A 22,825-nucleotide genomic window follows, 5' to 3' on the forward strand; every position below is an offset into this window, starting at 1 on the left:
AGCCTAGCCTAGCCTGGCTCGCGTTGCCTGAGCGTCGAGTGGTCCGTTACCACAAGCCGCATCGAAGCATCGAAGGGCAGTCGGAGTTGCAAGTCATCCCGGCCATCGTCGCCATGCCACCACCGCCACGGCCGTCATCAGCACCGCGGACACGAAAGGAATTGCCGGGCTGTCGTCGCGGGCCGCCAGCCCCACGACATTCCACGCGTTCCACAGCGCACCGGTGCCCAGCGCGAAGATCGACCACCGCTTGGCGGCACCGCGTTCCGTGCGGATGCCGGCCCCGCCAGCCTCCGTATCCCAGTTCTTGTCGCGATCCATGCGTTGCTCCTCGGGCGTCAGAAGCCCCGTTGTCCTCTGATTTCAACACCTCTACGGATGGTGTAGATATACCGCGCATGAATGCCGAGTGCCCGGGCGAGACGGTTGATGTCAAAGCCGGCCCGCCGAAGCACCCGGGTGAAGCACCGGCGCCGTGCGACCGCATCCGGCCGCGATGAACGTTCGATCAAGAGCCCGGCGCGAGTCGCATTTGCCGCCCATTCCCACGCCACCGGAACCAACGCCATGACCACGCCCACTCCCGCCCGCATCATGCAGATCGGCATGGGCTTCTGGCCTGCCAAGGTGCTGTTGTCGGCGGTGGAGCTGGGCGTGTTCACCGCGCTGGGCCCCAAGGCGCGAACCGGGCGCGAGCTGCAGGAGGCGCTGGCCCTGCATCCGCGGGCCAACCCCGATTTCTTCGATGCGCTGCTGGCGCTGGGCTTTCTCGAGCGCGATGGCGATGGCGAGGCGGCGCGGTATCGCAACACGCCCGAGACCGCCTTGTTCCTCGACAGGACCAGCCCCCAGTTCCTCGGCGGTTTCCTGGAGATGGCCAACGCGCGCCTGTACCGATTCTGGGGCGACCTGTCCGAGGCGCTGCGCACCGGCAGCCCGCAGAACGAGGTCAAGCATTCCGGCGCGCCGATGTTTGTCGAGCTCTACAGCAAGCCCGAGCGCCTGGAACAGTTCATGGACGCGATGAGCGGGATCTCGACGGGCAATTTCCAGGCGCTGGCGGACAAGTTCGATTTCTCGCGCTACCAAACGTTGTGCGACGTCGGGGGCGCCACCGGCCTGCTGTCGATCCTGGTGGCGAGCAGGCACCCGCACCTGCAGTGCATTTCCGCCGACCTTGCGGCCGTCACGCCGATCGCCCAGCGCCGGATCGCCGCCGCGGGTTTGGCCGACCGGGTCGAGGCCCGGTCGATCGACTTCTTCGCCGATCCGCTGCCCAAGGCCGACGTGATCACGATGGGCATGATCCTGCACGACTGGAATCTGGAAAAGAAAATGCACCTGATCGGTGCGGCGTACGACGCCCTGCCGCCGGGCGGGGCCTTCATCGTCGTGGAGAACCTGATCGACGATGCCCGGCGCGAGAACGCCTTCGGACTGATGATGTCGCTGAACATGCTGATCGAGTTCGGCGATGCCTTCGACTTCACCGGCGCGGATTTCGACCGCTGGTGTCGCTCGGTGGGATTCAGCCGCACCGAGGTCATCCCGCTGGCGGGGCCGGCCAGCGCGGGCGTGGCTTACAAGTAAATCGAGGCCCCCGGTGCGCGCAGCGTGCTCGGAGCCACGCCGTCAGGAATTGCCGAGAAACTCGATCAGCGCGCGACGGCGCTTGGGCGAGAGCTTGTTGAGCAGGTCCAGCAGCTTGCGGTGCTCGGCACTGGCATACGGAAACGGGGCGGCTTCGCGCACCGACAGGTCATCGGCCACCATCGGCCCGCGGCCGGTGACCAGCCACTCGAAGCAGACGCCGGTCTGCGTGGCCATTTCGACGAGGCGCTCGAGTTCGGGCAAGGCCAGGCCACCCAGCCATTTGCGCGAAGTTTCTCGGCTGACTTCGTAGTGACCGGCCAACGCCGTGGTGCGGCCGCGGCCCTTGATGAAGCCGGCATGATCCAGGGCGTGGTTGAGGCGACGCGCGAAGGCGGCGTGTAGCGTCGTCGTCATCGATCACTCGTCGGCCACTCCGGCCGGGCCCTGATCCGTCGTCGGCGGCGCCGGAGATGCCTGCCCAAGCGCCGCGAAAGAAGCGCAACCCATTGTTGCGTCCCCCATTCATGCGTTGGCCAAGTTGCGGTTGTTGACAAAACCAACTACGAAGTGGCATATCGTTGTCAAACGCAACGCTGCCAAGGACAGGACATGCAAGAGGAATCTCGCGCACCGGTCGTCCTCGCGACCCTCGAGGCCGGCTATCTGCTTCCCGAAAACGCGCTGCTGGCGCTGATCGAGGTCCGCGACCAGTTGCGGCTGCTGGCGCGCCTGACCGAGCCCGCCGCCGCGCAGGACGATGCCGAACTGGCGGTCTCGCCCATGGCACTGGCCCATTGCTTCGACCGGCTGGCCGGCGACCTGCAAGGCGTGATCGACGCCGCGCACTGGGTCGACCGGCTGACCGGCGACCTGCAAAGCATGATCGACGCCGCGTGCTGACGGCCATCGCAATGAGTTGACCACCCCCCTTCTATCCTCGCCCCTGCTGCGTGTCCTCACTGGTCACGGCCGGCCCATTGTCCCGGGCCGGCCCCGGAGGTTTTGGCATGGCATCGATACGGCGGGAAATACAGGTGGCTGCGGAGCCCGAGCGCGTGTGGGACGCGCTGCGCGACGTGGGCCGGATACACGAGCGTCTGGTGCGCGGGTTCGTCACCGACTGCCGGCTCGAAGGCGACGCGCGCGTGGTCACCTTCGGCAACGGCATGACCGTGCGTGAACGCATCATCGACGTCGACGATACGCAGCGCCGCGTAGCGTGGTCGGCGGAGGGCGAGCCTTTCAGTCATTACAACGCCTCGGTGCAGGCGTTCGCCGAAAGCGACGGCCGCACCCGACTGGTCTGGATCGCCGATTTGCTGCCCAACGAGCTCGAGCCACAGGTCGCCGGCATGATCGACCAGGGCATGGTGGCGATGAAGCGGACGCTGGAGCAAGACCAGGGAGCTACGGGATGATCTACGACGCCCTGCGCGAAAGCCACGAACGGCAACGCTCGCTGTGCCGCAAGCTGCTGCGTACGAAGGCGCACGACCAGCGCCGCGTCGACCTGTTCCGCGAGCTGCGCATCGAGCTGGCGGCGCACGAGGCCGCGGAGGAGCGCTATCTGTACGTGCCGATGCTGATGGACGACCGCGGGCTCAATTCATCGCGCCATGCGTTGCACGAGCACCACGAGATCGACGAACTGGTCGAGAAGCTGCGCGAGGGGCGGCCGGGCGACCGTGGCTGGATGGCCACGGCGCGCGCGCTGTCCAAACAGGTGCACCATCACCTGCGCGAGGAGGAGACCAAGTTCTTCCAGATGTCGGGGAAGATCCTCAGCGCCACGCAGAAGCAGCGGCTGGGCAAGAAGTACCTGGCCGATTACCGCAGCATGCATCGCAAGCTCGCTGCGGAAGCCTCGTAGCGCCTAGCGCGCCAATTCTGCCGCCAGGGCCCGCAGCATCGCCGCGCCGTCGCCACGCCACGCACTGCCGTGCATGCAGGCCAGCGTGGTCGGCTGGGTCATGGCCAGCTTCTCGATAAGCGCGTCCGCATCCCGCGTGTGCGAGAAATAGTCCATCGCCCGGCGGAAGGTCTCGCTGGGTCCCAGCACATCGCCTTCGGTGAGCGCGACGCTGCCATCTCCGGGTTGCGTCAGCAGGTCGCCGCACATCAGCGTGGCGGTGCTCGTCTCGATCAGGTAGCCGCACTCCCACGCATGCGGGAGGTGCGGCGCGTCCAGCCAGCGTACGCTGTGGCGGCCCAGCGGGACGACCTCGCCATCGGCCAGTCCGCGCGGCGGCCGGTCGGCCAGGTCGCCGATCGACACCATCGCGGCGATGGCGCTGCACAGCGGCGCGGCTTGCGGCGCGGCGGCCAGCCACTGGTTGAGCGAGCCGCACTCGTCCGCCTCCACGTGCGAAAAGGCCACGTGCCGAAGCCGCGCCACCGGCATCACGTGCGCGACCGCCTCCTGTACCAGCGGGAACAACTGGCGCAGGCCGGTGTGGAACAGCAGTGACTCGTCATCAAGGATGAGGTACTGGTTGAACGAGAACGCACCGGCGTCGCCGGGCAGCATGACCGGTGTGTTGATGCGGAAGATGCCGTCGGCAATCTCGTGCACGTTCGTGCCGGACTGCGTGTTGGTGGTGGTCATGTCGCCCTCGCTCGGAAGCAGGTGTCGCTCAATAACGCCGCAGCAGCATCGACGCCGTGGGTCTGGGCGACTCGCGGATAAGGCCGTCGTTCTGCCGCTGCACGGCATTGGCATGGATGCGTAGCTGCCAGGCCGGCGTCACCAGTGGCGTCGCCTGCAGCGACATGGCGGTGATCCCCGTGACGGTCGCGGCGGCCGGCATCGGGCTGGCGACCGACACCGCCGGCGCGGCGAACACGTCGGTGCGGTTGTCCAGATCGCCGCTGCTGGTCTTGACGTAGAACGGCACGAACACGTTGCCGCGGTTGCGCAAGGCCTGGTAGTCGCCGAGGAAGTAGCCGCCCGCGTTGGGCGCCACGTCCAGGTCGAAGACGTTGGCGATGCGGGTCTCGGCCCAGGTCGTGCCGCCGTCGATCGAGCGCCCCAGCCAGTACTCGGTCTGCAGTACGCCGGTGTCGATGGTGTTGGCGCGCAGGTCGTAGTAGGTCACGCCGACGGTGCCGTTGCCCAGCACGTGCACGCTGGGAGTGAAGGCGTGCACGTTGACGGCGTTGTTGTTGACGCGGACCGGCGCTGACCAGGTCAGGCCATCGCTGACGGAGCGCGACAGGGCGATGGCGTCGACGGCACCGGCGCTGAAGCGCGCGTCCTGCCAGACCACGTAGAGGTCGCCATTGCGCGGATCGACCGCGGCCTGCGGCAGCAGCGAGCCGTCGCGGATCAACGTGCCGGTGTCGGGATCGCGCGCGCCGATGGCGAGCTGGTCGGCGATGCGCACCGGCGCCGACCAGGTCGCGCCCTTGTCGGTGGAGCGCACGACCGCGACGGACGCATTGCGCATGCCGTTGACGGATTCGAGCTGGGTGAACACGTTGACCAGCGTGCCCGCCGGGGTCACCACGATGACGTTGCCGATGGTCTGCCGGTTGAGGCCCGGGTCGTAGATGGCGCGCGCCGGCTCCCAGCTCGCGCCGCCGTTGGTGGTGCGGGCGAAATAGGTCGGGCCACCGGTGTCGTTGGGGAGCAGGCGGTCCCACACGGCATAGACGAAGCTGGAGTCGGTCGGGTCGGCGGTGATCGTGTTCTTGTCGTTGAAGGAATCGGCGCCGTCCTGGATCAGTGTGATCGGCCCGCTCCAGGTGTTGCCGCCATCGAGCGAGCGCATGACCAGCATCGCGTTGACCGAGCCGGCCGCGAACGAAGCGCCGGTCGTCGATAGGGCCATCGCATGGGCGACGCCATTGGGCGAGAACGTGACCCACGGGTCGGTGACGCGCGCGTAGTCGCCGCCATTGAGCGCGTTGCCGCCGCCGCAGCGCGAGAACGGCAGCGGCCGCCGCGTCCAGTTGACGCCGCCATCGCGCGAGACCGCCGCGACGATGCCGCGCGCAGAGCCATTTGACCAGCGATCCTGCTGCCACACGCCGATCATGTGGTTGGCATCGCCCGGATCGACCGCCATATGCGGCTCGACTTCGGCATTGACATAGACCGTGCCGTTGACGGCCTGCCCGTCGCAGCCGGTCGCGAAGGCCGTCACACCGGACGCGCGGTATTCGGGATCGACCTGCGGTGGCGGCGGGGGAGGGGGCGGCGGTGGCGGCGGGGGTGGCCGTGGCGGCGGAGGCGGATCGCCGCTGGTGATCGTCAGCCGCGCGTGGTCGGCACTGCCGCAACCGGCCAGACACAGGGCAAGCGCCAGCACGACAGGACCGACGAACGACTCACCCTTCATCGCACGCTCCCAGGCAGCCCGTCGCGCCGGGCGACGGATCAGGTAACCAATCTAAGCAGTGGGGATGTTTGCCGGCTGTGTAGGGTTCCCCCCTTTGCTTGGTGCTCGTCATTCCCGCGAAGGCGGGAATCCAGCGCCTTGGCATTTGTCGCGTGCGCGTGAACCGAACTCGCTGGCCCCGCTTGCGCGGGGATGAGGCAAGACACGATCCGAATGCGGATCGCATTCCCGCAGTCGTGCCCGTTACAGTGGTCACGGGGAATGAAAGTGTCTGGGGAGGACACGCATGGAGAGTTGGAAAGGATGGGTGCTTGCCGCCCTGATCGGGTCGATGGCACCGGCCTTCGCGCAGGGGGGCGCACAGGCAGACGCGCAGGTGGATCTGGCCCCGTACCTGCGGCGCGATGGCTTCGAGAGCATCAAGATCTCGCCCGACGGCAAACACTACGCCGCCACGGTGCCGCTGGAGGACCGCACAGTGCTGGTGATCGTGCGGCGGTCCGACAAGCAGTTCCTAAGCAAGGCGGCCGGCGTCAAGGATTCGGTGATCGCTGACTTCTGGTGGGCCAACGATGAACGTGTCGTCGTCGCCATGGCGGAGCGCATGGGCAGTCGCGACCAGCCTTATCGCACCGGCGAGCTGCATGCCATCGACATCAACGGTGCGCGCGTCAAGGTGCTGGTTGGCAAGCAGCCCGAGCCAGGTCTGGTGGCGACCTACGGCGGCAGCGACGACCGCGAATACGCGGACTTCATCGACCGCGTGCCCGAGGACCCGCGCAGCATCCTGGTAGGCGTGTCGGAGATCAGCGCCAATCCGCAGACGCGCGTCGAAAAGCTCGACGTCTACACCGGACGTCGCACGCTGGTGACGACCGCCCCGCCACGCCGCGCCACACTGGTCACCGACCCCCGCGGCCAGGTCCGGCTGGCCGAGGGCAAACGCGGCGACGACAACTACAGCAAGCTCTACCACCGCGAGAGCGCCACCGGCGAATGGGCGCTGGTCAACGACGAAGCGACCAGCGGGCATTACGAGTGGCCGCTGGGCTTCTCTGCGGACGGCGTGACCGCCTACCTGAGGGTCAGCCAGCCCAAGGGGCCCGATGCCATCGTCGCGTGGAACACGCACACCGGCGAGCGCAAGGAGGTGCTGCGCGATGCCGATGTCGACCCGTACGCGCTGCTGTTTGACCGCGACGGCCGCACGCTGATAGGCGCGCAGTACATGAGCGGCGGCGTGCGCAGCCGGTTCTTCGACGAGGCCGGCGACACGGCGCGTGCCTATCGCCGGTTGGAGAAGGCGTTCCCCGGTTCGACGGTGTCGATCGACTCGTTCACCCGCGACGGCCGCATCGCGCTGGCGCAGGTCTGGAACGACCGCGCGAAAGGGGACTACTACCTCTATGACACGCAGACCCGCTCGGCCGAAGGCGTGTTCGCCCAGCAGCAATGGTTCAACCCGGAGGCGATGCCCGCATCGCGCGAAGTGACGCTGCAGGCGCGCGACGGACTGGTGCTGCGCGGCTACCTGACGCTGCCGCGTAATGCCGCGCAGCCGATGCCAATGGTGGTCATGCCGCATGGCGGGCCGTTCGGCATATTCGATCAATGGCAGTTCGACGGCGACAGCCAGATGCTGGCCGAAGCGGGCTACGCGGTGTTGCGAGTCAACTACCGCGGTTCCGGCAACTACGGCTGGTCGTTCCGCCAGGCCGGCGCGCGCGAGTGGGGCGGCACTATGCAGGACGACCTGACCGATGCCACGCAGTGGGCCGTCGCCCAGAACATCGCCGACCCCGAGCGCATCTGTATCTACGGCGGCAGCTACGGCGGTTATGCGGCCCTGATGGGCGTGGCGAAGGAGCCGGACCTGTACCGCTGCGCGGTGGGCTATGTCGGCGTCTACGACCTGGAAGCCATGCACCGCGACGACAGCCGCGTGACCCGTTGGGTGCGCGAGTACGTCACCGACTGGGTGGGCGAGCGCGACGACCTCGCGGCCCGCTCGCCGACGACGATGGCGCAGCGGATCAAGGCGCCGGTGCTGTTGGCCGCGGGCGGCCAGGACACGCGCGCGCCGATCGCGCACAGCAAGAAGATGGAGCGCGCATTGCGCACCGCGGGCAAGCCGGTGGAAACGCTGTACTTCACGACCGAGGGACACGGCTTCTACACCGAAGAGCATCGTCGCGAGTTCTACACGCGCCTGCTCGACTTCCTGGCCAGGCACATAGGCGGCGCGCGCGCCAAGGACTCCGGTGAAGTTCAGGGGACGCAGTAGGCCTGGCGTGTCATTGCATAGCAGGGCCGGCTGACGGGAAGGCCGGTCCTACGCTCGAATCACATTTGCGCATGTGCATTGGAACATGCACGCTGCGCCCACCATTCATCCGGGGAGGGAAGGGTATGAGACTCATAGTGGCTGGCATCATCGGCGGCATCGTGATGTTCATGTGGGGCGCGGTGTGGCACATGGCGTTGCCCTTCAGCGAAGCGGGCATGAAGGTGCCCCCACAGCAGCAGGTGGTGCTCGATGCGATCGCGCCGACGACCTCGGGCGAAGGCATCTATATGTATCCGAGCATTTCGCCCGAGAAGATGAGCGATAAGGCGGCGATGCAGGCCTTCGCCGAGGAAACGCGCGGCAAGCCGTACGCGCTGGTTGTGTACCAGCCGGGCGGCAATCCGATAAACCAGAGCATGGTGCCCAACCTCGTCAAGCAGCTGGTGACCTGCATCCTGGCGGCGCTGGTGTTGGCGTGGGTGCTGTCGCTGACCGCGTGGGGCTTTGGCCGCCGCGTGATGGTGGCCGGCGCGATGGCGGTGTTCGCGTGGATCGCGATCAGCCTGCCGCACTGGAACTGGTACATGTTCCCGATGAGCTTCACCGCCAGTGCGCTGGGCGAGCAGCTGGTCGGCTGGCTGCTGGCCGGTGCGGCGATCGCGTGGTGGCTGGGACGGGGCGAGCGGGCGAAGTAATTCCCGCCAAAAGCCAGCCGTGGTGTTCAGGTGAAGGACGGCTCATGCCGTCCTTCACCTTTTGCGGTGTCGGGATCGGCGACGCTTGTCCGTCGGACGGGGAAGGGCGCTGCCATCGCCGGGATTCCCCAACCCACAACGGAGCTGCCATGACCCAGATCTACGTCAACCTTCCGGTCCAGAGCCTGGATCGCTCGATAGAGTTCTACACCAGGCTCGGCTACGCCTTCGATCCGCGCTTCACCGACGAGAACGGCACCTGCATGATCGTCGGCGAGAACATCTTCGTGATGTTGCTGACGGTGCCGTTCTTCCAGACCTTCACCAGCAAGATGGTCTGCGATGCGAGCCGCAGCACCGAGGTGATCATCTGCATATCGGCCGAAAGCCATGCCGCGGTGGATTCCCTGCTCGACAAGGCGGTCGCCGCCGGCGCGCGCGAGCCACGCGAGGCCAAGGACCACGGGTTCATGTACGAGCGCTGCTACGAAGACCCCGATGGCCACATCTGGGAAGTCATCCACATGCAAGCTGAAGAACAAGCCGATGCGTAGCGCGGGCCTCGGCCCGCCAGATCGTCCCGCCACGTAGAAACTTTCCTTGAGCCCCACCTTCCCCTGCGCGAGCATTCCCCCATGCACGCACTCACCTTCTCCCGTTTCGGCGGTCCCGACGTCCTGGATTGGACCGAATTGCCCGATCTGCGCTCAGCGCCTGGCGTGGCGGTCGTACAAACGCGCGCGATCGGGTTGAACTTCGCCGACATCTACCGACGCCAGGGCCGCTACCACCTGGCCGGTTCGCCGCCGTGGATCGCCGGCTACGAAGCGGCGGGCGAGATCGCGGCGCTGCATCCCGATGACAGCGGCGGCACGTGGCGCGTCGGCCAGCGCGTGGCGTTCGCCGACAGCGCATTCGCCAACGCCGAACAGGTCGCCGTGCCGCTGGATCGCCTGATCGCATTGCCCGACGACATCGCCTTCGATACCGCCGCGGCATTGCTGCTGCAGGGCCTCACCGCGCAGTTCCTGGTCGAAGACAGTCATGCGGTGCAGGCGGGGGAAATCGTGCTGGCGCATGCCGCCGGCGGCGGCGTCGGCCTGTTGCTGGTGCAACTGGCGGCCACGCGCGGTGCGCGCGTGATCGCACTGGCATCAAGCCAGGACAAGCGCAGCGCGGCGATCGCCGCTGGCGCCGCGCATGCGCTGGACTCCAGAGAAGGGTGGGTCGATCAGGTGCGCGCGCTGGCGCCGGACGGCGTCGATGTCGTGTACGACTCGGTCGGGCGCACCTTGCACGACAGCCTCGCGAGCGCGCGCATGGGCGGCACTGTCGTGTTCTACGGCATGGCGGCGGGAGATCCCGAGCCGGTCGATCCGCGCGTGCTGATGGACCGCTCGCTGGCCCTGGTCGGCGGCGATCTGTGGAATGTGCTCACCAGCGCGCAGGCGCGGCAGCATCGCGCCACGCGATTGTTCGAGGCCGTGCGCGACGGTCGGCTGCAGGTCACCATCGCGGCGCGGTTTCCGCTTCGCGAAGGCGCGCAGGCGCACGCGTTGCTGGAAGGCCGCGGCAGCATTGGCAAGGTGCTGCTGATCCCGTAGGTCCCGCTTGCGGGAGAGGGATCGACCGGACTCACCCTCCTGAACGAATCCAATCCGACGACGCCGGGAAGCGCCTGCTTACGCCGGCCTTGGTAATATGATGCCAATCATATAACGCAAGGCCTCCCCGTGCGCTACGACGCCACCCACAAGCAGCAGACCCGCCAGCGCGTGCTTCGTGCGGCGGCAAAGGCCATCCGCAGCGAAGGCGCGCATCGTGTCGGCGTGGCGGGTGTCATGCGCGAGGCCGGCCTCACCCACGGCGGCTTCTACGCTCATTTCGATTCCAAGGACGCGCTGGTCGTGGCCGCGATCGAACAGATGTTCGAAGAGTCAATCGAGCACTGGGAACGCGAAACCCGCGGCCGCGGCGATGCCGAAGGACTGGCCGCGTACATCGACCTGTACCTGTCGGAAAAGCACCGCGACCGGCCCGGCACCGGCTGCCCGATCGCGGCACTGGCGTGCGAGTTGCCACGCCTGGACGCGGCGGCGCGCGAAGCCTTCGCCGCTGGTTCGCGCCGCCTGACCGACGCACTGGCGCAGCCGTTGTCGCGCCTGGGTCACGCCGACGCGCCAGCATTGGCTGCCTCCGTACTGGCCGAACTGGTCGGCGCGCTGGCACTGGCGCGCTGCGAATCCGACCGCGCGCGCTCGAATTCGCTGCTGACGGCATCACGAAACGCATTGCGTCGACGACTCGGCCTCAACTGCAAGGAGCAGCCCGCGTGAGCATGCCGCAACGTGACCATCGCGCCAGGAACGCGCTTCCCTCCTCCCCCGACTTCCTGCCATGACCGAATCCGATCCCGTTGTCATCGTCTCCGCGGTTCGCACGCCGCTGGGCCGTTTCCTGGGCGACCTGTCGCCCGTGTCCGCGCCGACACTGGGCGCACACGTCATCCGCGCCGCGCTGGAGCGCGCCCACCTGGCGCCGGAGCGCGTCGACGAAGTGCTGATGGGCTGCGTGCTCCCCGCCGGACAGGGCCAGGCGCCCGCACGGCAGGCGATGCGTGGGGCCGGCCTGCCCGACGCGGTCGGCGCGACCACGATCAATAAAGTCTGCGGCTCGGGCATGAAGGCGACGATGCTGGCGCACGACCTGCTGCGCGCCGGCTCGGCCGACCTGGTCGTCGCCGGTGGCATGGAGTCGATGTCCAACGCGCCGTACCTGCTGGCCAAGGCGCGCACCGGCTATCGCGTCGGCCACGACCGCATCCTCGACCACATGATGCTCGACGGCCTGGAGGACGCGTACGAACCGGGACGCCCGATGGGCGATTTCGGCGAGGCCGCCGCCACGCATTACGGTTTCACCCGCGCCGACCAGGACGCCTACGCCACGCAGACGCTGACGCGGGCGCGCGCGGCGATCGAGAGCGGCGCGTTTGCCGACGAGATCGTTCCGGTCGCGGTGCCGGGGAAGGGCGGCGAGCGCCTCGTCGACACCGACGAGCATCCGCTCAAGGTGTCGCCGGACAAGATTCCGCAATTGAAGCCCGCCTTCCGCGCCGACGGCACGATCACCGCCGCCAGCGCCTCGGCCAATGCCGACGGCGCCGCCGCGCTGCTGCTGACGCGGCGCTCGGTCGCGCAGCGCGAAGGCCTACCGATCCTGGCCGAGATCCGCGGCCATGCCACGCACAGCCAGGCGCCGGCCTGGTACACCACCGCGCCGATCCCGGCGATACGCAAGCTGCTCGACCGCGTCGGCTGGAGCGTGGATGACGTCGACCTGTTCGAGATCAACGAAGCCTTCGCCGTGGTGGCGATGGCGGCGGCCAAGGACCTGGGCATCGCGTCCGACCGGCTCAACGTGAACGGCGGCGCATGTGCGCTCGGACATCCTATCGGCGCCACTGGCGCCCGCCTCATCGTCACCCTGCTGCACGCATTGCAGCGCCGCGGCCTGAAGCGTGGCGTGGCGTCGTTGTGCATCGGCGGCGGCGAAGCGACGGCCATCGCCATCGAACGCGTCGGTTGATTCCCTCCCCCAAACGTCAACAGTAGGTGCATAGATGGATATCAAGAATTCGGTGGTGCTGGTGACCGGCGCCAATCGCGGCCTCGGCCTGGCGTTGGTGGAAGCGCTCAAGCAGGCCGGCGCGGCCAAGGTCTATGCCGGTGCGCGTAACCCGGCATCGGTGAAGAGCGAAGGCGTCACCCCCGTCGCGCTGGACGTGACCTCGCCCGAGAGCATCGCCGTCGCCGCGAAGGCCTGTCCTGACGTGACGATGGTGATCAACAACGCCGGCATCTCCCGCGGCGGCGTGCTTCTATCCGATACCGGCGAGCAGGCGCTGCGCGAGGAGATGGACACCAACTTCTACGGCCCGCTGCGCATCAGCCACGCATTCGCGCCGGTGCTGGCGGGCAACGGCGGTGGCGCGCTGATCAATGTGCTGTCGGTGCTGAGCTGGATCAGCCTGCCGGGCACGGCGACGTACTGCATCTCCAAGGCGGCGGCCTGGTCGTTGACCAACGGCCTGCGCAACGAACTGCGCGAGCAGGGCACGCAAGTGGTCGGCGTGCACCTGGGCCTGATGGACACCGACATGACCGCGGGCTTCGACGCACCGAAGATCTCGCCGAAGGACGTGGCCGCGCAGATCCTGCAGGTAGTGCAGGAGGGAGGAATGGAAGTGCTGGCCGACGACACCAGTCGTGCTGTCAAGGCGAGCCTGTCGTCGCCCGACAAGGCGGCGTATCTCGCGCCGCCAGCGACCTCACACCGTTCGCCCTGAGCGTAGACGCGTAGCGCCGAAGTCGAAGGATGGGCCGGTAGGAAAGCGCCTGATTGCCGCCATTCCTGCGAAGGCGGGAATCGATCTCTCCGCGGGAATGACGAAAAGGCGTGCGCTGTTTCCTGGCCTCAAGCAGCAGCCTTGCAGTAGCGCCCGCGCCGCTCCGGCGGCGCGCGCAGCACCTGCACCACGTAGTAATCGAGCAGGCGACGCGCCTGTTCCTGCTGCGATGCGGGCACCAGCGTGCCGGCGTCGCGCAACCAGCCATCGATGCAAAGCGCGGCCTCGTCGTTGCCGTTGGCGCACGCCAGCAGATGGTCGAATGCCACCCGATATTGCCCAAACCCCGCGCGGTCCATCGGCGCGCCGTGGCCCGGCACCAGGATCTTGAAGTCGATGGCATCAAGCGCGGCCAGGGCATCGCGCCATCCGGCCGGGCAGGCGGTGTCCAGGAATGGCGCGGGCAGCGTGACCAGGTCGCCTGCCAGTAGCACCTTCGTCGCAGGATCGAAAAGCCAGACATCTCCGGCGGTAGCCGCGTTCGCGCTGAACCCGATGCGCATGCGCCGGCCCGCGATCTCCCGTTCCTCACCGTGTTCCACGACGCGGGTCGGGATCAGCGAGTCGTGCTCGGCGATCGTTTCCATGTCGCCGCGCACATCCGACAGTTGCGGCTCGGCGATGGCGCCGCGGTCGATCATGGCCTGCGCCTGCCTGCGGCTGTCGGCCAGGAAACCGGTCAACGCGCCGTTCACCGCATCACTGGCGAGCACTTCGACGTCGGGGTAGGCCCGCCGCAGCATGCGATTGCCGCTGCTGTGGTCCAGATGCCAGTGGCTGTTGATGATGGCGGCGATGCCCTCGCCACTGGCGCGGGCATGGTCGAGCAGGCGCTGGGTGTGCTCGCGATGGCGTCCGGTGTCGAACACGATCAGTCCGTCGGGCGCTTGCAGCACGATGCTGTTGCCATCGGGCTGCCGCCCCGGCACGAAGTCGCCGCGGAACAGCGCGATGCCGGGTGCAATGGGCACGCCACCCGCCGCCCGCACCTGTTCCGCCGAGGGCTTGGGAGCCGCCGCGCAGGCGGCAACGCACACTGCGGCCATCGCCGCCATCGCAAGCACGCGCATCGTCAGCCTCCACTGGGTCCTGGCGACCGACGTTATCGTGCGCGGAGTGGGGCAGTAGTGCCTTTGGTCATTACGCGATCACAGTTGCGGATGCGGTCTGCGCTCCATGAGCAAATGCGGGCGCCACGACTCGTGCGTCATTCATCTTCATGCCGTGCGTTGCGAAACGACAGCAGCAGCGTCACGTCGTAGACGATCTTGAGCACGCCGCACGCAACCAGTGGCGCTGCCAGCCATCCGGTCGCCAGCAGCGCGCCGCTCAACGATGGACTGAAGGCCGATGCCAGGCTGCGGGGAACGGCGGTATAGCTCGCCGCCGCGGTTCGCTCCGATGGCGTGACCACGCTCATGACGAAGGCCGAACGCGTGGGTACATCCATCTGCGACAGCAGGGCCCGGACGAGTAGCAGCCCCAGTGCAAGTTCCAGCCTCGGCGCGAACGCGGCGGCAATCAATGCCAGGCTGGAAGGTATGTGCGTGAATACCATGGTGTTCAACAGGCCGAAGCGCCTGGCGACCCGGGGCGCGGCCAGTTGCGAGAACGCGGTCATCAGTCCGGACCAGAAGAAGAATGCACCGGCCGCGGCGACGGACAGATCGAAGCGTTCGAAAAGCCACACGACCATCAACGACTGGACCAACAGGCCGCCGGCGAAGGCATCCAGCGAAAACAGCGCGGCCAGCTTCACCACGATGCGCCGCGAGGGGCCCAGGGCTGCCGGAGGATCGGGCGCCGCCTGGAGTTTGCGTCCGGGCAATCGGCGGTACAGCAGCCATATCAACAGCCCGATCACGCCATAGACGACAAACATGCCCCGCAGGGCGGGAACGAGCCCGATGCCCAACCCGACCAGAGCTTCCGGAGCGGCCGCGGCGAGGGAGCCCACTGCCGCGAAAAGCGCGCCGACCAGGCTGTAACGGGCAAACAGCGTCGTGCGCGCTTCGCCCTGCGCGGCGTGCGCGAGCCGGACGTGCTCGAGCGGCAGGAACACGCTGACATCGCCCGAACTGGGGTTCAACGTGCCGACGAAGGCGACGATCAGCAACGGCAGGAAGTGCGACAGGCTGGCAAACGCCAGGCCGGTCGCGAACATCAGCAGTGCAGCGCCGAGCAGCAGGCCGCGATGGTGGAAGCGATGCCCCCAGATGCCCACCGCCAGCGTCATCAGTGCCGATCCCAGCAACGTCGCGGTACTGAGCAATCCCACTGCCCATGTGTCCAGGCCCAATGCCAGCAGGTAGGCGGGAAGCAGAACCGAGATGAACCCATCCGCGAACGCGCGCAATCCCCGCCCCAGCAGGAGCAGGCGAACCTCAGCAGGAAGGCTGGCGAATCGGGTCACCTGGAAGCGCGAGGACCGTGTCGGCCTCCATCATGCACGAGCCGTTGCAAGGCGGCGCTCTTCCAGTCGGACGACGTCCTCGCGCCTGAAACCCAACCCGAGCAGTGGCGTTGGGTTGAATGAGTTGCCGAGCCGTTGGTCGGAAGTGCTGGCTAGTTCTGAAGCGCGACCAAGACAACTATTGCCCAAAGACCGAGAACAGCAACGAAGTTGATGGTGAAGACAAGGCCTCGCAGCCGGATGTTGGTGGTCAGTATCTGCACAAGACTGTGCAGGACCCGGCCAATAACAAAGATCCATGCCAGCACAAGCGAGAAGCGGCTCGTGCCTGATTGGAGAAGAATGAGGCAGGCAGCGTAGAAGAATAGCGGCCACTCGAACTGGTTCGAGAGATTGGCGCTGATACGGGGCTCAATCCTTCCCCAAGGATTGCTGCCGTCCGGCCGACGGCCAATGCCCCAAATCGCCGGGGCACGGGCAACAGTGAGCATCACATACAGAAGGGCAGCCAGCGCAACGTGCGCCGCCATGGGCATGATCAACGGGTGCGACATGGAGGTCCCTGGTTCCAATGGACTGCTACGGCCTAACGCGTGATTCAAGCAGATCCGCGAAGCGGCTTCGACTCCGCGTCACCTGACATTGGCCGAATCAAAGTGTGGATTTTCGATGATGCCGAACCTGTTGCCGAAGGGATCCATCACCGCGCCAACCTTGATGCCGCCGCCCACGTCCGTGACAGCGTCCAGCGGGCTTGCACCAAGCTCAACCAGCTTTGCAAATTCCCGCGATGCGTCTGTCACACCCCATAGCGGCTGTGGGCCGCTTGCACCAGGTTGGCCATCCGGGATCAGGCCAAGCTCGAACCCGCCAACGTTGAAGCCAACGTAGAACGGCTCGTCAAAGTAGGGCGGTACACCAAGAATCTGCGCATACCACTGCTTTGCAGCGACCAGGTCGCCAACGGGGTAAATGGCAGAACGTAACCCAAGAATCAATCGCCTTCTCCAATGATTTGACGATGAGGCGTAGCGACGAACTACTCTGCCCTGAGCCGCCGCTTCCTGTCGACGTGCGCGATGCGAACGAGCCTTCTGAAGGACGCATCATCAAACCTCTGGCCGGGTCTGAGTTCGATGTGCCACGCCTGAATTAAGCCGAGCCGCGGAGCGGCTTCGGATTGAATGAATTGTTAGGGCGGGCAATCAACCCGGCTAGTGCCGTGAGACCAAACGCTGCCCGAAGATGCCGTATTCCTCTTCAATTGTGATGGTTGAATGCAGGGGCGGAAGTGTCGAACTGCTAATGGATAGTGAAACCACAGAACCATCATCAAGATGGACGACCAGGAACCCTCTCGCGCCTTTGGTTCCTTGGATGAGGTCTGAGCGAACGACAGTGCCACGAATGAGCTTGGGCTGCGACCCGGGTGCGGGAACGTTGAGCAGCACGACAAGCACAACGATGACAGCAACAACCAGCGCGGTCCGAACTATTGGCTTTGACGTTTGCATGCTGGCGCCTAAGGCCTGAATTAAGCCGAGCCGAGAAGCGGCTTCAGCTTGAATGAATTGTCAGGCCGCAGCTAGTTAGCCTGGCAATCGCAGCCTGGCCCAGTGATCCTCTTGCAGCTATCCGGGGCCAGCCATTCCTCCCGGTACCCCTCGGCGCTCGGAGTCAGGCGGATGACCGCGCGACGTGCACCAATCAGCCATGAGTTGCCGAGCGGTGCGATGGAGTTTCCATACAGCAACCACCAATTCCCGTTACGGTAGATCTGCTGTTTTGTAAGAGCAGAGAGATCAACTCTTGTCACGCCGTTGGTAGTTAGGACGATCCAGGTTGTCTCGTCTTTTCGGAAGGCTGCATTTGGCGCTTCGCCAAGATCAATTACCTTCGAAAGTTGCCAAGAATCATCGTCCGATCGCCTTAGCCTAAGGACCTCACCTGAGTTGAGAGTCAGGTGCGCGAGCCCGGTTGCAACGAAGACATCATTACCTCGTCTGGTCAACGCGACTGGATTGGCGCTGGCAACCAGTACGCGGCGCAAGGAGCCGCGCGCTTCCCATTCAACTCTTCCTCCGAACTCGCCATGGTTGGTGCCGATAAGCCTCCCCCCTGCAAGTTCAAGCGTCACCTCTTTAGCGTGCTCGTAGGGCGAGATCACAGCGTCATGCACGGACTTCCCGTCCACAGCCCACTCGTCTTGGGAATAGTTGGAACAGCGCCATTCGTCCTCGTTCCTCGGCTGATCTATAACCGTCCAGCCTTTGGGTGGCGGCCCGAGGCCATCAACAACCACGGATTGCGGACCAGAAGTGGCTAACGCGGCGGCAAAGATAGCTTCTATCAACATGCCGACATCTCCCTTGCGGCCTAACGCCTGAATTAAGCCGAGCCGCGAAGCGGCTTCGGCTTGAATGAATTGTTAGGCGGCACGCCCGAAAACTCCGTGCATGACCTCTTCATATATCTCGACCAAGCGTTCATGCGTGATGCCATTGCATTGTTCGATGTGTAGAGGGTGATCTGACTGTGACACCTCAATGTACGGTCGGATACCGTTGTCCCGCAGATGCATTACGACGCGATGGTTGAATGTGTCCGGATAGCAAGGGAGAGCGGTCCCAAGATATCCGGGGAAGGGACCGATGTGGGATCGCTCTTTCTGGTTAAAGGCCTTGACCCACTGGTCAAAGTTGTCCTGGCTGATGTCGACCCACACGCCCCACACGAAAGGGTCCGCTTCGTCCGCAACAGGAATCTCCAGACAGCCGCGGACTAGAAAGCGCTCTCCGTCAACGACGCAATCGTCGCTGCCCAGGTCAACTCGGCTTTGACGCTCTTCAGGCGGGATCCATTGGGCAATCGCCGGCATGTCGGCCCCGAAGGTGGGTACACCCTCATGGATTTCCTCGCAGGTATTGCATCGGAAGCGAAACGTCATCTTGTGCCCCCTAACGCCTAGTAGACCCCACAACCGGCACCGGATGTTCAGTTTTCGCCTCGGCAGCGTCAAGCCGGAGCGGCCGTCCATATCAACGGGTTACATGAAAACGGATCGGCATGTAGCACGCCGCTGCCGCTCGGATCCGAAGGGATATCGGATATCCCCCGGGATTCGTCGGATAACAAAACAGCTTCTTGTGTTGCCACCGCATCGACCGGCAATCGGGGAGGCGCGCCCTCACCCGATGGGATGGTCGCGTATCCGGCTTATTCGACGATGATCGTTGCGCTACCCGAGAACGTCTCGACCGAAATATCGCCGCTGCCCTGGCCGTAGCGGTGCGTGAAGCTCGCGCCCGGGCCGTGTTCGGCGTGCTCGATCTTCGCGCCGGTCGCTTCGAGGTCGCCGCTGAAGGTTTCGCCGCGGACGTTGGCCGAGACCGACTTGGGCAGGGTCAGGCGCAGCGATCCGCTGACGGTGTCCAGAGAGATCTTGCCGGCTTCCGCGAGCGCCGTGGCGACGCGCATGTCGCCGGACACGGTCGAGCCTTCGAGCCGGCGCAGTTGGGTATCGAGCGTGCTCATTTCGATGTCGCCCGACACGCTCGTTGCCTCCACCTCGCCGTTGATGCGGCCGCGCAGGCGGATCACGCCGCTGACCGTTTCGGCCTGGATGTCGCTGCTGTTGAGCGTCAGGTTGAGATCGCCGCTGACGCTGTTGATGTCGGCCTTGCGCGGGGCAGCGGCCACGGCGACGTCGCCGCTGACGCTGTCGATGGACAGCTCGCCCGCCGCCAGGCCCTGCACGTCGACATCGGCGGCCACGGCACTGACGTCCAGGCTGGCCCGCAACGGCACCATCAGGCGCAGCTCGGTCGGCTCGCCACGGCCGCGGTTGAACATGCCGTATTCCTTCGGGTACTTGACCCGTACTTCCAGTCGCGAGCGGTCGCCTTCGATCTCCAGCTTCTCCGCGCCTTCGCCGAGGCTGCCTTCGATCTTCACTTCGGGTCGGTCCCAGGCGCGCACTTCGATGCGGCCCTTGAGGTTCTCGATCTCGACTGTGCCCGTCGGGTCGAGTGGACGGGTCTGGTCGATGGGGGTGGCTGCGATTGCCGGTTGGGCGGCCAGCAGCGCGACGCACAGCAGCAGGGGGCGGTTCATGGTCGTCTCCGGATCAGGTGTAGGCCCGACGCATCAGTTCGATGCGGCGTTCATAGGTGCGACGCAACTGCTTGAGCAGTCGCGGGGAAGTCGGGTCCTGGCGCAGCGCGTCCAGGATGATGCCGGCGTTGCGGTCGAGCTCGTCGAGCGTGGGCGCCAGCGCGGGAGGCAGCGGTTGGGTGTCGAGCTCACGCACGGCGGCCTGGTACTCGCGGCTCATATGCTCGGCTTCGGCGAGCATCAGGCCGTCGCGTAATGCGGGATTGGCCGGGCGGCCCTGCGTAGCGACTACCTGCGGATTCGTGCCCATTTGGGCCGGCTTGAGCCAGACCGCCGTGGCCACCACCAGCAGCAACGAGGCCGCCAGTGCCAGGCCGCCGACCCAGCGAGGTTGTCGCCGCGGACGAACGTCGCGTGGTTGCAGTCGCTCGGCGATGCCCGGCCACAGGTCGGTGGTCGGCGCCTGGTCCTGGCGCAGGGCGCGCAATTGCCAGCGCAGCGAATCGGGGAAAGAGTTCTGGTCGCTCATGGGGTGTCTCCCAGTCGAGTGCGCAGCAACTGGCGCGCGCGATGCAGTTGGGCTTTGGAACTTCCGACCGCCATGCCGAGCGACGCGGAGATTTCCTCGTGGGTCCATCCTTCGATGTCGAACAGCACCAGCACCGCGCGGGCGCGTGGCGGCAGCGATGCGACGGCGCGGCCCAGGTCCATCTTCAGGGCCGGGCTGTGGTGGGAATCGGAGCCTGAGCCGCCGACCTCGTGGAATTCGAGCAGCTCGTCGCTCTCTTCCTGCGGACGGCTGCGCCGGCTGCGCAGTTCCATCAGGGCGGTGTTGACCGCCAGGCGATGCAGCCAGGTGGAGAAGGCCGACTCGTGGCGGAAGCTGGGTAGCTGCTGCCAGGCGCGGACGAAGGCTTCCTGGGTCAGGTCGTCGGCGCGGTCGCCGTGCCGGCCCACCAGGCGCGAGATCACACCGTGCACGCGACCGGCATGGCGCCGGTACAGGCGCTCGAAGGCCGTCACGTCGCCGGCGACGGCGTCCTGGACCAGTGCGCGGTCCTCCGCGCCGGGTTCGGCGGAGGTGGTGTCGGGCAACCAGGCGGTCATGGCGGTCAGCATGACATCATGGATGCGCCGAGGCGCGGCAGCGTTTAAAGGCCCGTGGGGATGGGCTTCCGGGCTCGGTCCGATGACGCATGCACGCGGCTGGCGTGGCGGGCGTCGGCGGGCCGCAACCTCTCTCCCGCGTCGTTGATTCCTCTGGACCTGACGGATGGGCTGCCATGACCGACCGACCCGCAACAGTGCTGGCGACCTTCCTGCGTTGGGAGCAGGAGCAGCCGGACAAGGTGTTTCTCACCCAGCCCCATCCGGACGGCCGGGTGGTCGACACCACCTGGGCCGAGGCCGGCGACCAGGCCCGGCGCTTGGCGGCGTATCTGCGCTCCCTGCAATTCCCGCCCGGCAGCCGCATTGCATTGCTCGGCAGGAACAGCGCGCATTGGATCATCTCGGACATCGCGATCATGATGGCCGGGCACGTCAGCGTGCCGATCTACGCGACCATGGGCGCCGAGCAGGCGCGCTACATACTCGACCATTCCGAATCGAAGCTGCTGCTGGTCGGCAAGCTGGATGGCACAGCCGACAACTGGCCGAATATCGAAAAAGCGTTGCCTGACGACCTGCCGTTGCTGGCGCTGCCGATGTCGCCGCGGCGGGACATCCCGCAATGGGATGACGCGATCGCAGGGCATGAGCCACTGTCGCACATCCACGATGGCCAGCCTGATGAGCTGAGTTCCATCATGTACACGTCTGGCAGCACCGGAAAGCCCAAGGGCGTGATGCACAGCTACGGCGCCATGCAGGCGATCTGCCCGGCTATGATCCAGGTCATCGGTGGCGGTTCGCCACAGGATCGGGCTGTGTCGTACCTGCCGCTGGCCCACGTGGCGGAGCGGGCGTTCGTGCACTGCCTGTTGTACGTGGGCGGACGGATTTACTTCTGCAACAACCTGTCCACCTTTGCCGAAGACCTGCGGCGTGCGCGTCCGACGCTGTTCTTTTCCGTGCCGAGGTTGTGGACCAAGTTCCGGTTGGCGGTCAACGCCAAGCTCCCCGCGCACAAGCAGCGGCTGCTGTTCGCTCTGCCGCTGGTGTCGCATGTGGTCAAGCGCAAGATCCTGCGCGAACTGGGTTTGGATCATGCGCGCATCTGCTTTACCGGCTCGGCGCCGCTGTCGCCGGAAATCGTCGCCTGGTATCGCAGCCTTGGACTGGAGATGCTCGAAGGCTATGGCATGACCGAAGCCTACATCACCCATTGCTCAACACCGGGCCATGCGCGGCCAGGTTATGTCGGCACGTGCACCCCAGGTGCCCAGGCGCGCATCGACGGGAATGGCGAAATCCTGATCAAGAGCCCGAGCCAGATGATGGGGTACTACAAGGACCCGGAGCTGACATCGCGCGTCACGTCGGCTGATGGATTCTTCCTCACCGGGGATCGGGGCGAGCTCGACGCCGAAGGGCGCCTGCGTATCACCGGACGCACGAAGGAGCTGTTCAAGACCGAGCGCGGAGAGTACGTCGCGCCCGCGCCCATCGAGAACCTGCTTGGCGCCCACCCGAGGCTGGAGGGAGTGTGCGTGACTGGCGCCAATCATCCGCGGCCGTTTGCCTTGCTTATGCTGTCCGCCGATACGCAGCAGGCCATCAGCGACACGACGCTGGCGCGCGCGGACCTGGAGGCCGAACTCGGGACGCTGGTGAACCACGTCAATGCCACGTTGGCGAACCACGAAAAATTGAGTTGCGTCGTAGTGACCCGGCAGCCTTGGACGGTCGAGAACGGCATGCTCACGCCAACGTTGAAGATCAAGCGCGAGGCGATCGAGAGCCGTTACTTGCCCGGTGCCGATGCATGGTTGGCGACCGAGCGGGCGGTCGTTTGGGAGTGAGCTGATCGCATCG

Annotated in this window: 25 protein-coding genes; 12 read left to right on the forward strand and 13 right to left on the reverse strand. The window is 66.0% G+C overall.

All coding sequences use genetic code 11. The features are described from left to right. Nucleotides 1-93: 93 nt before the first annotated feature. Nucleotides 94-321: a hypothetical protein gene (locus tag J2X06_RS02480; RefSeq protein ID WP_310057826.1), complete on the reverse strand. Its 228-nt coding sequence runs from the start codon at nucleotides 319-321 to the stop codon at nucleotides 94-96. 246 nt (nucleotides 322-567) lie between these two features. On the opposite strand from J2X06_RS02480, the gene J2X06_RS02485 reads away from it, so the two are divergent. Continuing rightward, a complete protein-coding gene (locus J2X06_RS02485; protein ID WP_310057828.1) occupies nucleotides 568-1,590 on the forward strand; it encodes a methyltransferase in 1,023 nt (340 codons plus the stop codon). Nucleotides 1,591-1,632: 42 nt separating this feature from the next. Here J2X06_RS02485 and J2X06_RS02490 read toward each other — a convergent pair whose 3' ends face one another. After that, nucleotides 1,633-2,007 (reverse strand): helix-turn-helix domain-containing protein, encoded by a 375-nt coding sequence (locus J2X06_RS02490; protein WP_310057831.1) that lies wholly within the window; start codon nucleotides 2,005-2,007, stop codon nucleotides 1,633-1,635. A gap of 195 nt (nucleotides 2,008-2,202) precedes the next feature. Here J2X06_RS02490 and J2X06_RS02495 point away from each other — a divergent pair, with 195 nt between their 5' ends. The 3 genes from J2X06_RS02495 (at nucleotide 2,203) to J2X06_RS02505 (ending at nucleotide 3,463) form a co-directional block, all read left to right on the forward strand. Next, a complete protein-coding gene (locus tag J2X06_RS02495) occupies nucleotides 2,203-2,493 on the forward strand; it encodes an XAC0095 family protein (RefSeq protein ID WP_310057833.1) in 291 nt (96 codons plus the stop codon). Between the two features lie 107 nt (nucleotides 2,494-2,600). Continuing rightward, complete coding sequence (locus J2X06_RS02500; protein ID WP_310057836.1) at nucleotides 2,601-3,011, forward strand: SRPBCC family protein; 411 nt, start codon at nucleotides 2,601-2,603, stop codon at nucleotides 3,009-3,011. Then, nucleotides 3,008-3,463, forward strand: a complete 456-nt coding sequence (locus J2X06_RS02505; RefSeq protein ID WP_310057839.1) for a hemerythrin domain-containing protein — start codon at nucleotides 3,008-3,010, stop codon at nucleotides 3,461-3,463. Before J2X06_RS02500 ends, J2X06_RS02505 begins: the two co-directional genes overlap by 4 nt. Nucleotides 3,464-3,466: 3 nt before the next feature. Here J2X06_RS02505 and J2X06_RS02510 read toward each other — a convergent pair whose 3' ends face one another. Both J2X06_RS02510 and J2X06_RS02515 read right to left on the reverse strand, forming a co-directional pair. After that, complete coding sequence (locus J2X06_RS02510; protein WP_310057841.1) at nucleotides 3,467-4,198, reverse strand: hypothetical protein; 732 nt, start codon at nucleotides 4,196-4,198, stop codon at nucleotides 3,467-3,469. A 28-nt stretch (nucleotides 4,199-4,226) separates the two neighbouring features. Next, nucleotides 4,227-5,933 carry a sialidase family protein gene (locus J2X06_RS02515; protein ID WP_310057842.1) on the reverse strand — a complete coding sequence of 569 codons (1,707 nt, stop codon included), beginning with the start codon at nucleotides 5,931-5,933 and terminating at the stop codon, nucleotides 4,227-4,229. 286 nt (nucleotides 5,934-6,219) lie between these two features. Between J2X06_RS02515 and J2X06_RS02520 the strand changes: the two genes are divergently transcribed. The 7 genes from J2X06_RS02520 (at nucleotide 6,220) to J2X06_RS02550 (ending at nucleotide 13,263) form a co-directional block, all read left to right on the forward strand. Then, complete coding sequence (locus J2X06_RS02520) at nucleotides 6,220-8,217, forward strand: alpha/beta hydrolase family protein (RefSeq protein WP_310057844.1); 1,998 nt, start codon at nucleotides 6,220-6,222, stop codon at nucleotides 8,215-8,217. 125 nt (nucleotides 8,218-8,342) lie between these two features. Next, entirely contained in the window at nucleotides 8,343-8,915 is a 573-nt protein-coding gene (locus J2X06_RS02525; RefSeq protein ID WP_310057847.1) for a hypothetical protein, read from the forward strand. Between the two features lie 149 nt (nucleotides 8,916-9,064). Next, nucleotides 9,065-9,469, forward strand: coding sequence for a VOC family protein (locus J2X06_RS02530; RefSeq protein WP_310057851.1), 405 nt, complete (start codon nucleotides 9,065-9,067; stop codon nucleotides 9,467-9,469). Between the two features lie 81 nt (nucleotides 9,470-9,550). Continuing rightward, the gene (locus J2X06_RS02535; protein WP_310057854.1) at nucleotides 9,551-10,519 is read left to right on the forward strand and encodes a quinone oxidoreductase family protein; all 969 of its coding nucleotides are present in this window, start codon (nucleotides 9,551-9,553) and stop codon (nucleotides 10,517-10,519) included. A 129-nt stretch (nucleotides 10,520-10,648) separates the two neighbouring features. After that, nucleotides 10,649-11,251 (forward strand): TetR/AcrR family transcriptional regulator, encoded by a 603-nt coding sequence (locus J2X06_RS02540; protein WP_310057857.1) that lies wholly within the window; start codon nucleotides 10,649-10,651, stop codon nucleotides 11,249-11,251. Nucleotides 11,252-11,312: 61 nt separating this feature from the next. After that, complete coding sequence (locus tag J2X06_RS02545; protein ID WP_310057860.1) at nucleotides 11,313-12,503, forward strand: acetyl-CoA C-acyltransferase; 1,191 nt, start codon at nucleotides 11,313-11,315, stop codon at nucleotides 12,501-12,503. Nucleotides 12,504-12,537: 34 nt separating this feature from the next. Continuing rightward, nucleotides 12,538-13,263 (forward strand): SDR family oxidoreductase, encoded by a 726-nt coding sequence (locus tag J2X06_RS02550; protein ID WP_310057863.1) that lies wholly within the window; start codon nucleotides 12,538-12,540, stop codon nucleotides 13,261-13,263. 128 nt (nucleotides 13,264-13,391) lie between these two features. Here the strand turns inward: J2X06_RS02550 and J2X06_RS02555 are convergent, their stop codons facing one another. The 9 genes from J2X06_RS02555 to J2X06_RS02595 form a co-directional block, all read right to left on the reverse strand. Then, nucleotides 13,392-14,393 (reverse strand): MBL fold metallo-hydrolase, encoded by a 1,002-nt coding sequence (locus tag J2X06_RS02555; RefSeq protein ID WP_310057866.1) that lies wholly within the window; start codon nucleotides 14,391-14,393, stop codon nucleotides 13,392-13,394. Between the two features lie 137 nt (nucleotides 14,394-14,530). Continuing rightward, nucleotides 14,531-15,736 (reverse strand): MFS transporter, encoded by a 1,206-nt coding sequence (locus tag J2X06_RS02560; protein WP_310057869.1) that lies wholly within the window; start codon nucleotides 15,734-15,736, stop codon nucleotides 14,531-14,533. A 152-nt stretch (nucleotides 15,737-15,888) separates the two neighbouring features. After that, on the reverse strand, nucleotides 15,889-16,290 hold the full coding sequence (locus J2X06_RS02565; RefSeq protein WP_310057872.1) for an MAPEG family protein: 402 nt from the start codon (nucleotides 16,288-16,290) through the stop codon (nucleotides 15,889-15,891). Between the two features lie 78 nt (nucleotides 16,291-16,368). Continuing rightward, nucleotides 16,369-16,734, reverse strand: a complete 366-nt coding sequence (locus tag J2X06_RS02570; RefSeq protein WP_310057876.1) for a VOC family protein — start codon at nucleotides 16,732-16,734, stop codon at nucleotides 16,369-16,371. A gap of 587 nt (nucleotides 16,735-17,321) precedes the next feature. Further along, a complete protein-coding gene (locus J2X06_RS02575) occupies nucleotides 17,322-18,092 on the reverse strand; it encodes a hypothetical protein (protein WP_310057879.1) in 771 nt (256 codons plus the stop codon). A gap of 72 nt (nucleotides 18,093-18,164) precedes the next feature. After that, nucleotides 18,165-18,683, reverse strand: a complete 519-nt coding sequence (locus J2X06_RS02580; RefSeq protein ID WP_310057882.1) for a DUF2199 domain-containing protein — start codon at nucleotides 18,681-18,683, stop codon at nucleotides 18,165-18,167. Nucleotides 18,684-18,952: 269 nt separating this feature from the next. After that, nucleotides 18,953-19,849 carry a DUF4097 family beta strand repeat-containing protein gene (locus tag J2X06_RS02585; protein WP_310057884.1) on the reverse strand — a complete coding sequence of 299 codons (897 nt, stop codon included), beginning with the start codon at nucleotides 19,847-19,849 and terminating at the stop codon, nucleotides 18,953-18,955. Between the two features lie 13 nt (nucleotides 19,850-19,862). Continuing rightward, entirely contained in the window at nucleotides 19,863-20,378 is a 516-nt protein-coding gene (locus J2X06_RS02590; RefSeq protein WP_310057887.1) for a hypothetical protein, read from the reverse strand. Beyond that, entirely contained in the window at nucleotides 20,375-20,968 is a 594-nt protein-coding gene (locus tag J2X06_RS02595) for an RNA polymerase sigma factor (RefSeq protein ID WP_430539478.1), read from the reverse strand. The genes J2X06_RS02590 and J2X06_RS02595 overlap by 4 nt, the downstream gene beginning before the upstream one ends. Nucleotides 20,969-21,060: 92 nt before the next feature. Between J2X06_RS02595 and J2X06_RS02600 the strand changes: the two genes are divergently transcribed. Then, nucleotides 21,061-22,812, forward strand: coding sequence for an AMP-binding protein (locus tag J2X06_RS02600; protein WP_310057890.1), 1,752 nt, complete (start codon nucleotides 21,061-21,063; stop codon nucleotides 22,810-22,812). Nucleotides 22,813-22,825 lie beyond the last annotated feature (13 nt).

This window comes from Lysobacter niastensis, from assembly GCF_031457115.1.
In the GTDB taxonomy this organism is placed as follows: Bacteria; Pseudomonadota; Gammaproteobacteria; order Xanthomonadales; family Xanthomonadaceae; genus Lysobacter_J; species Lysobacter_J niastensis_A.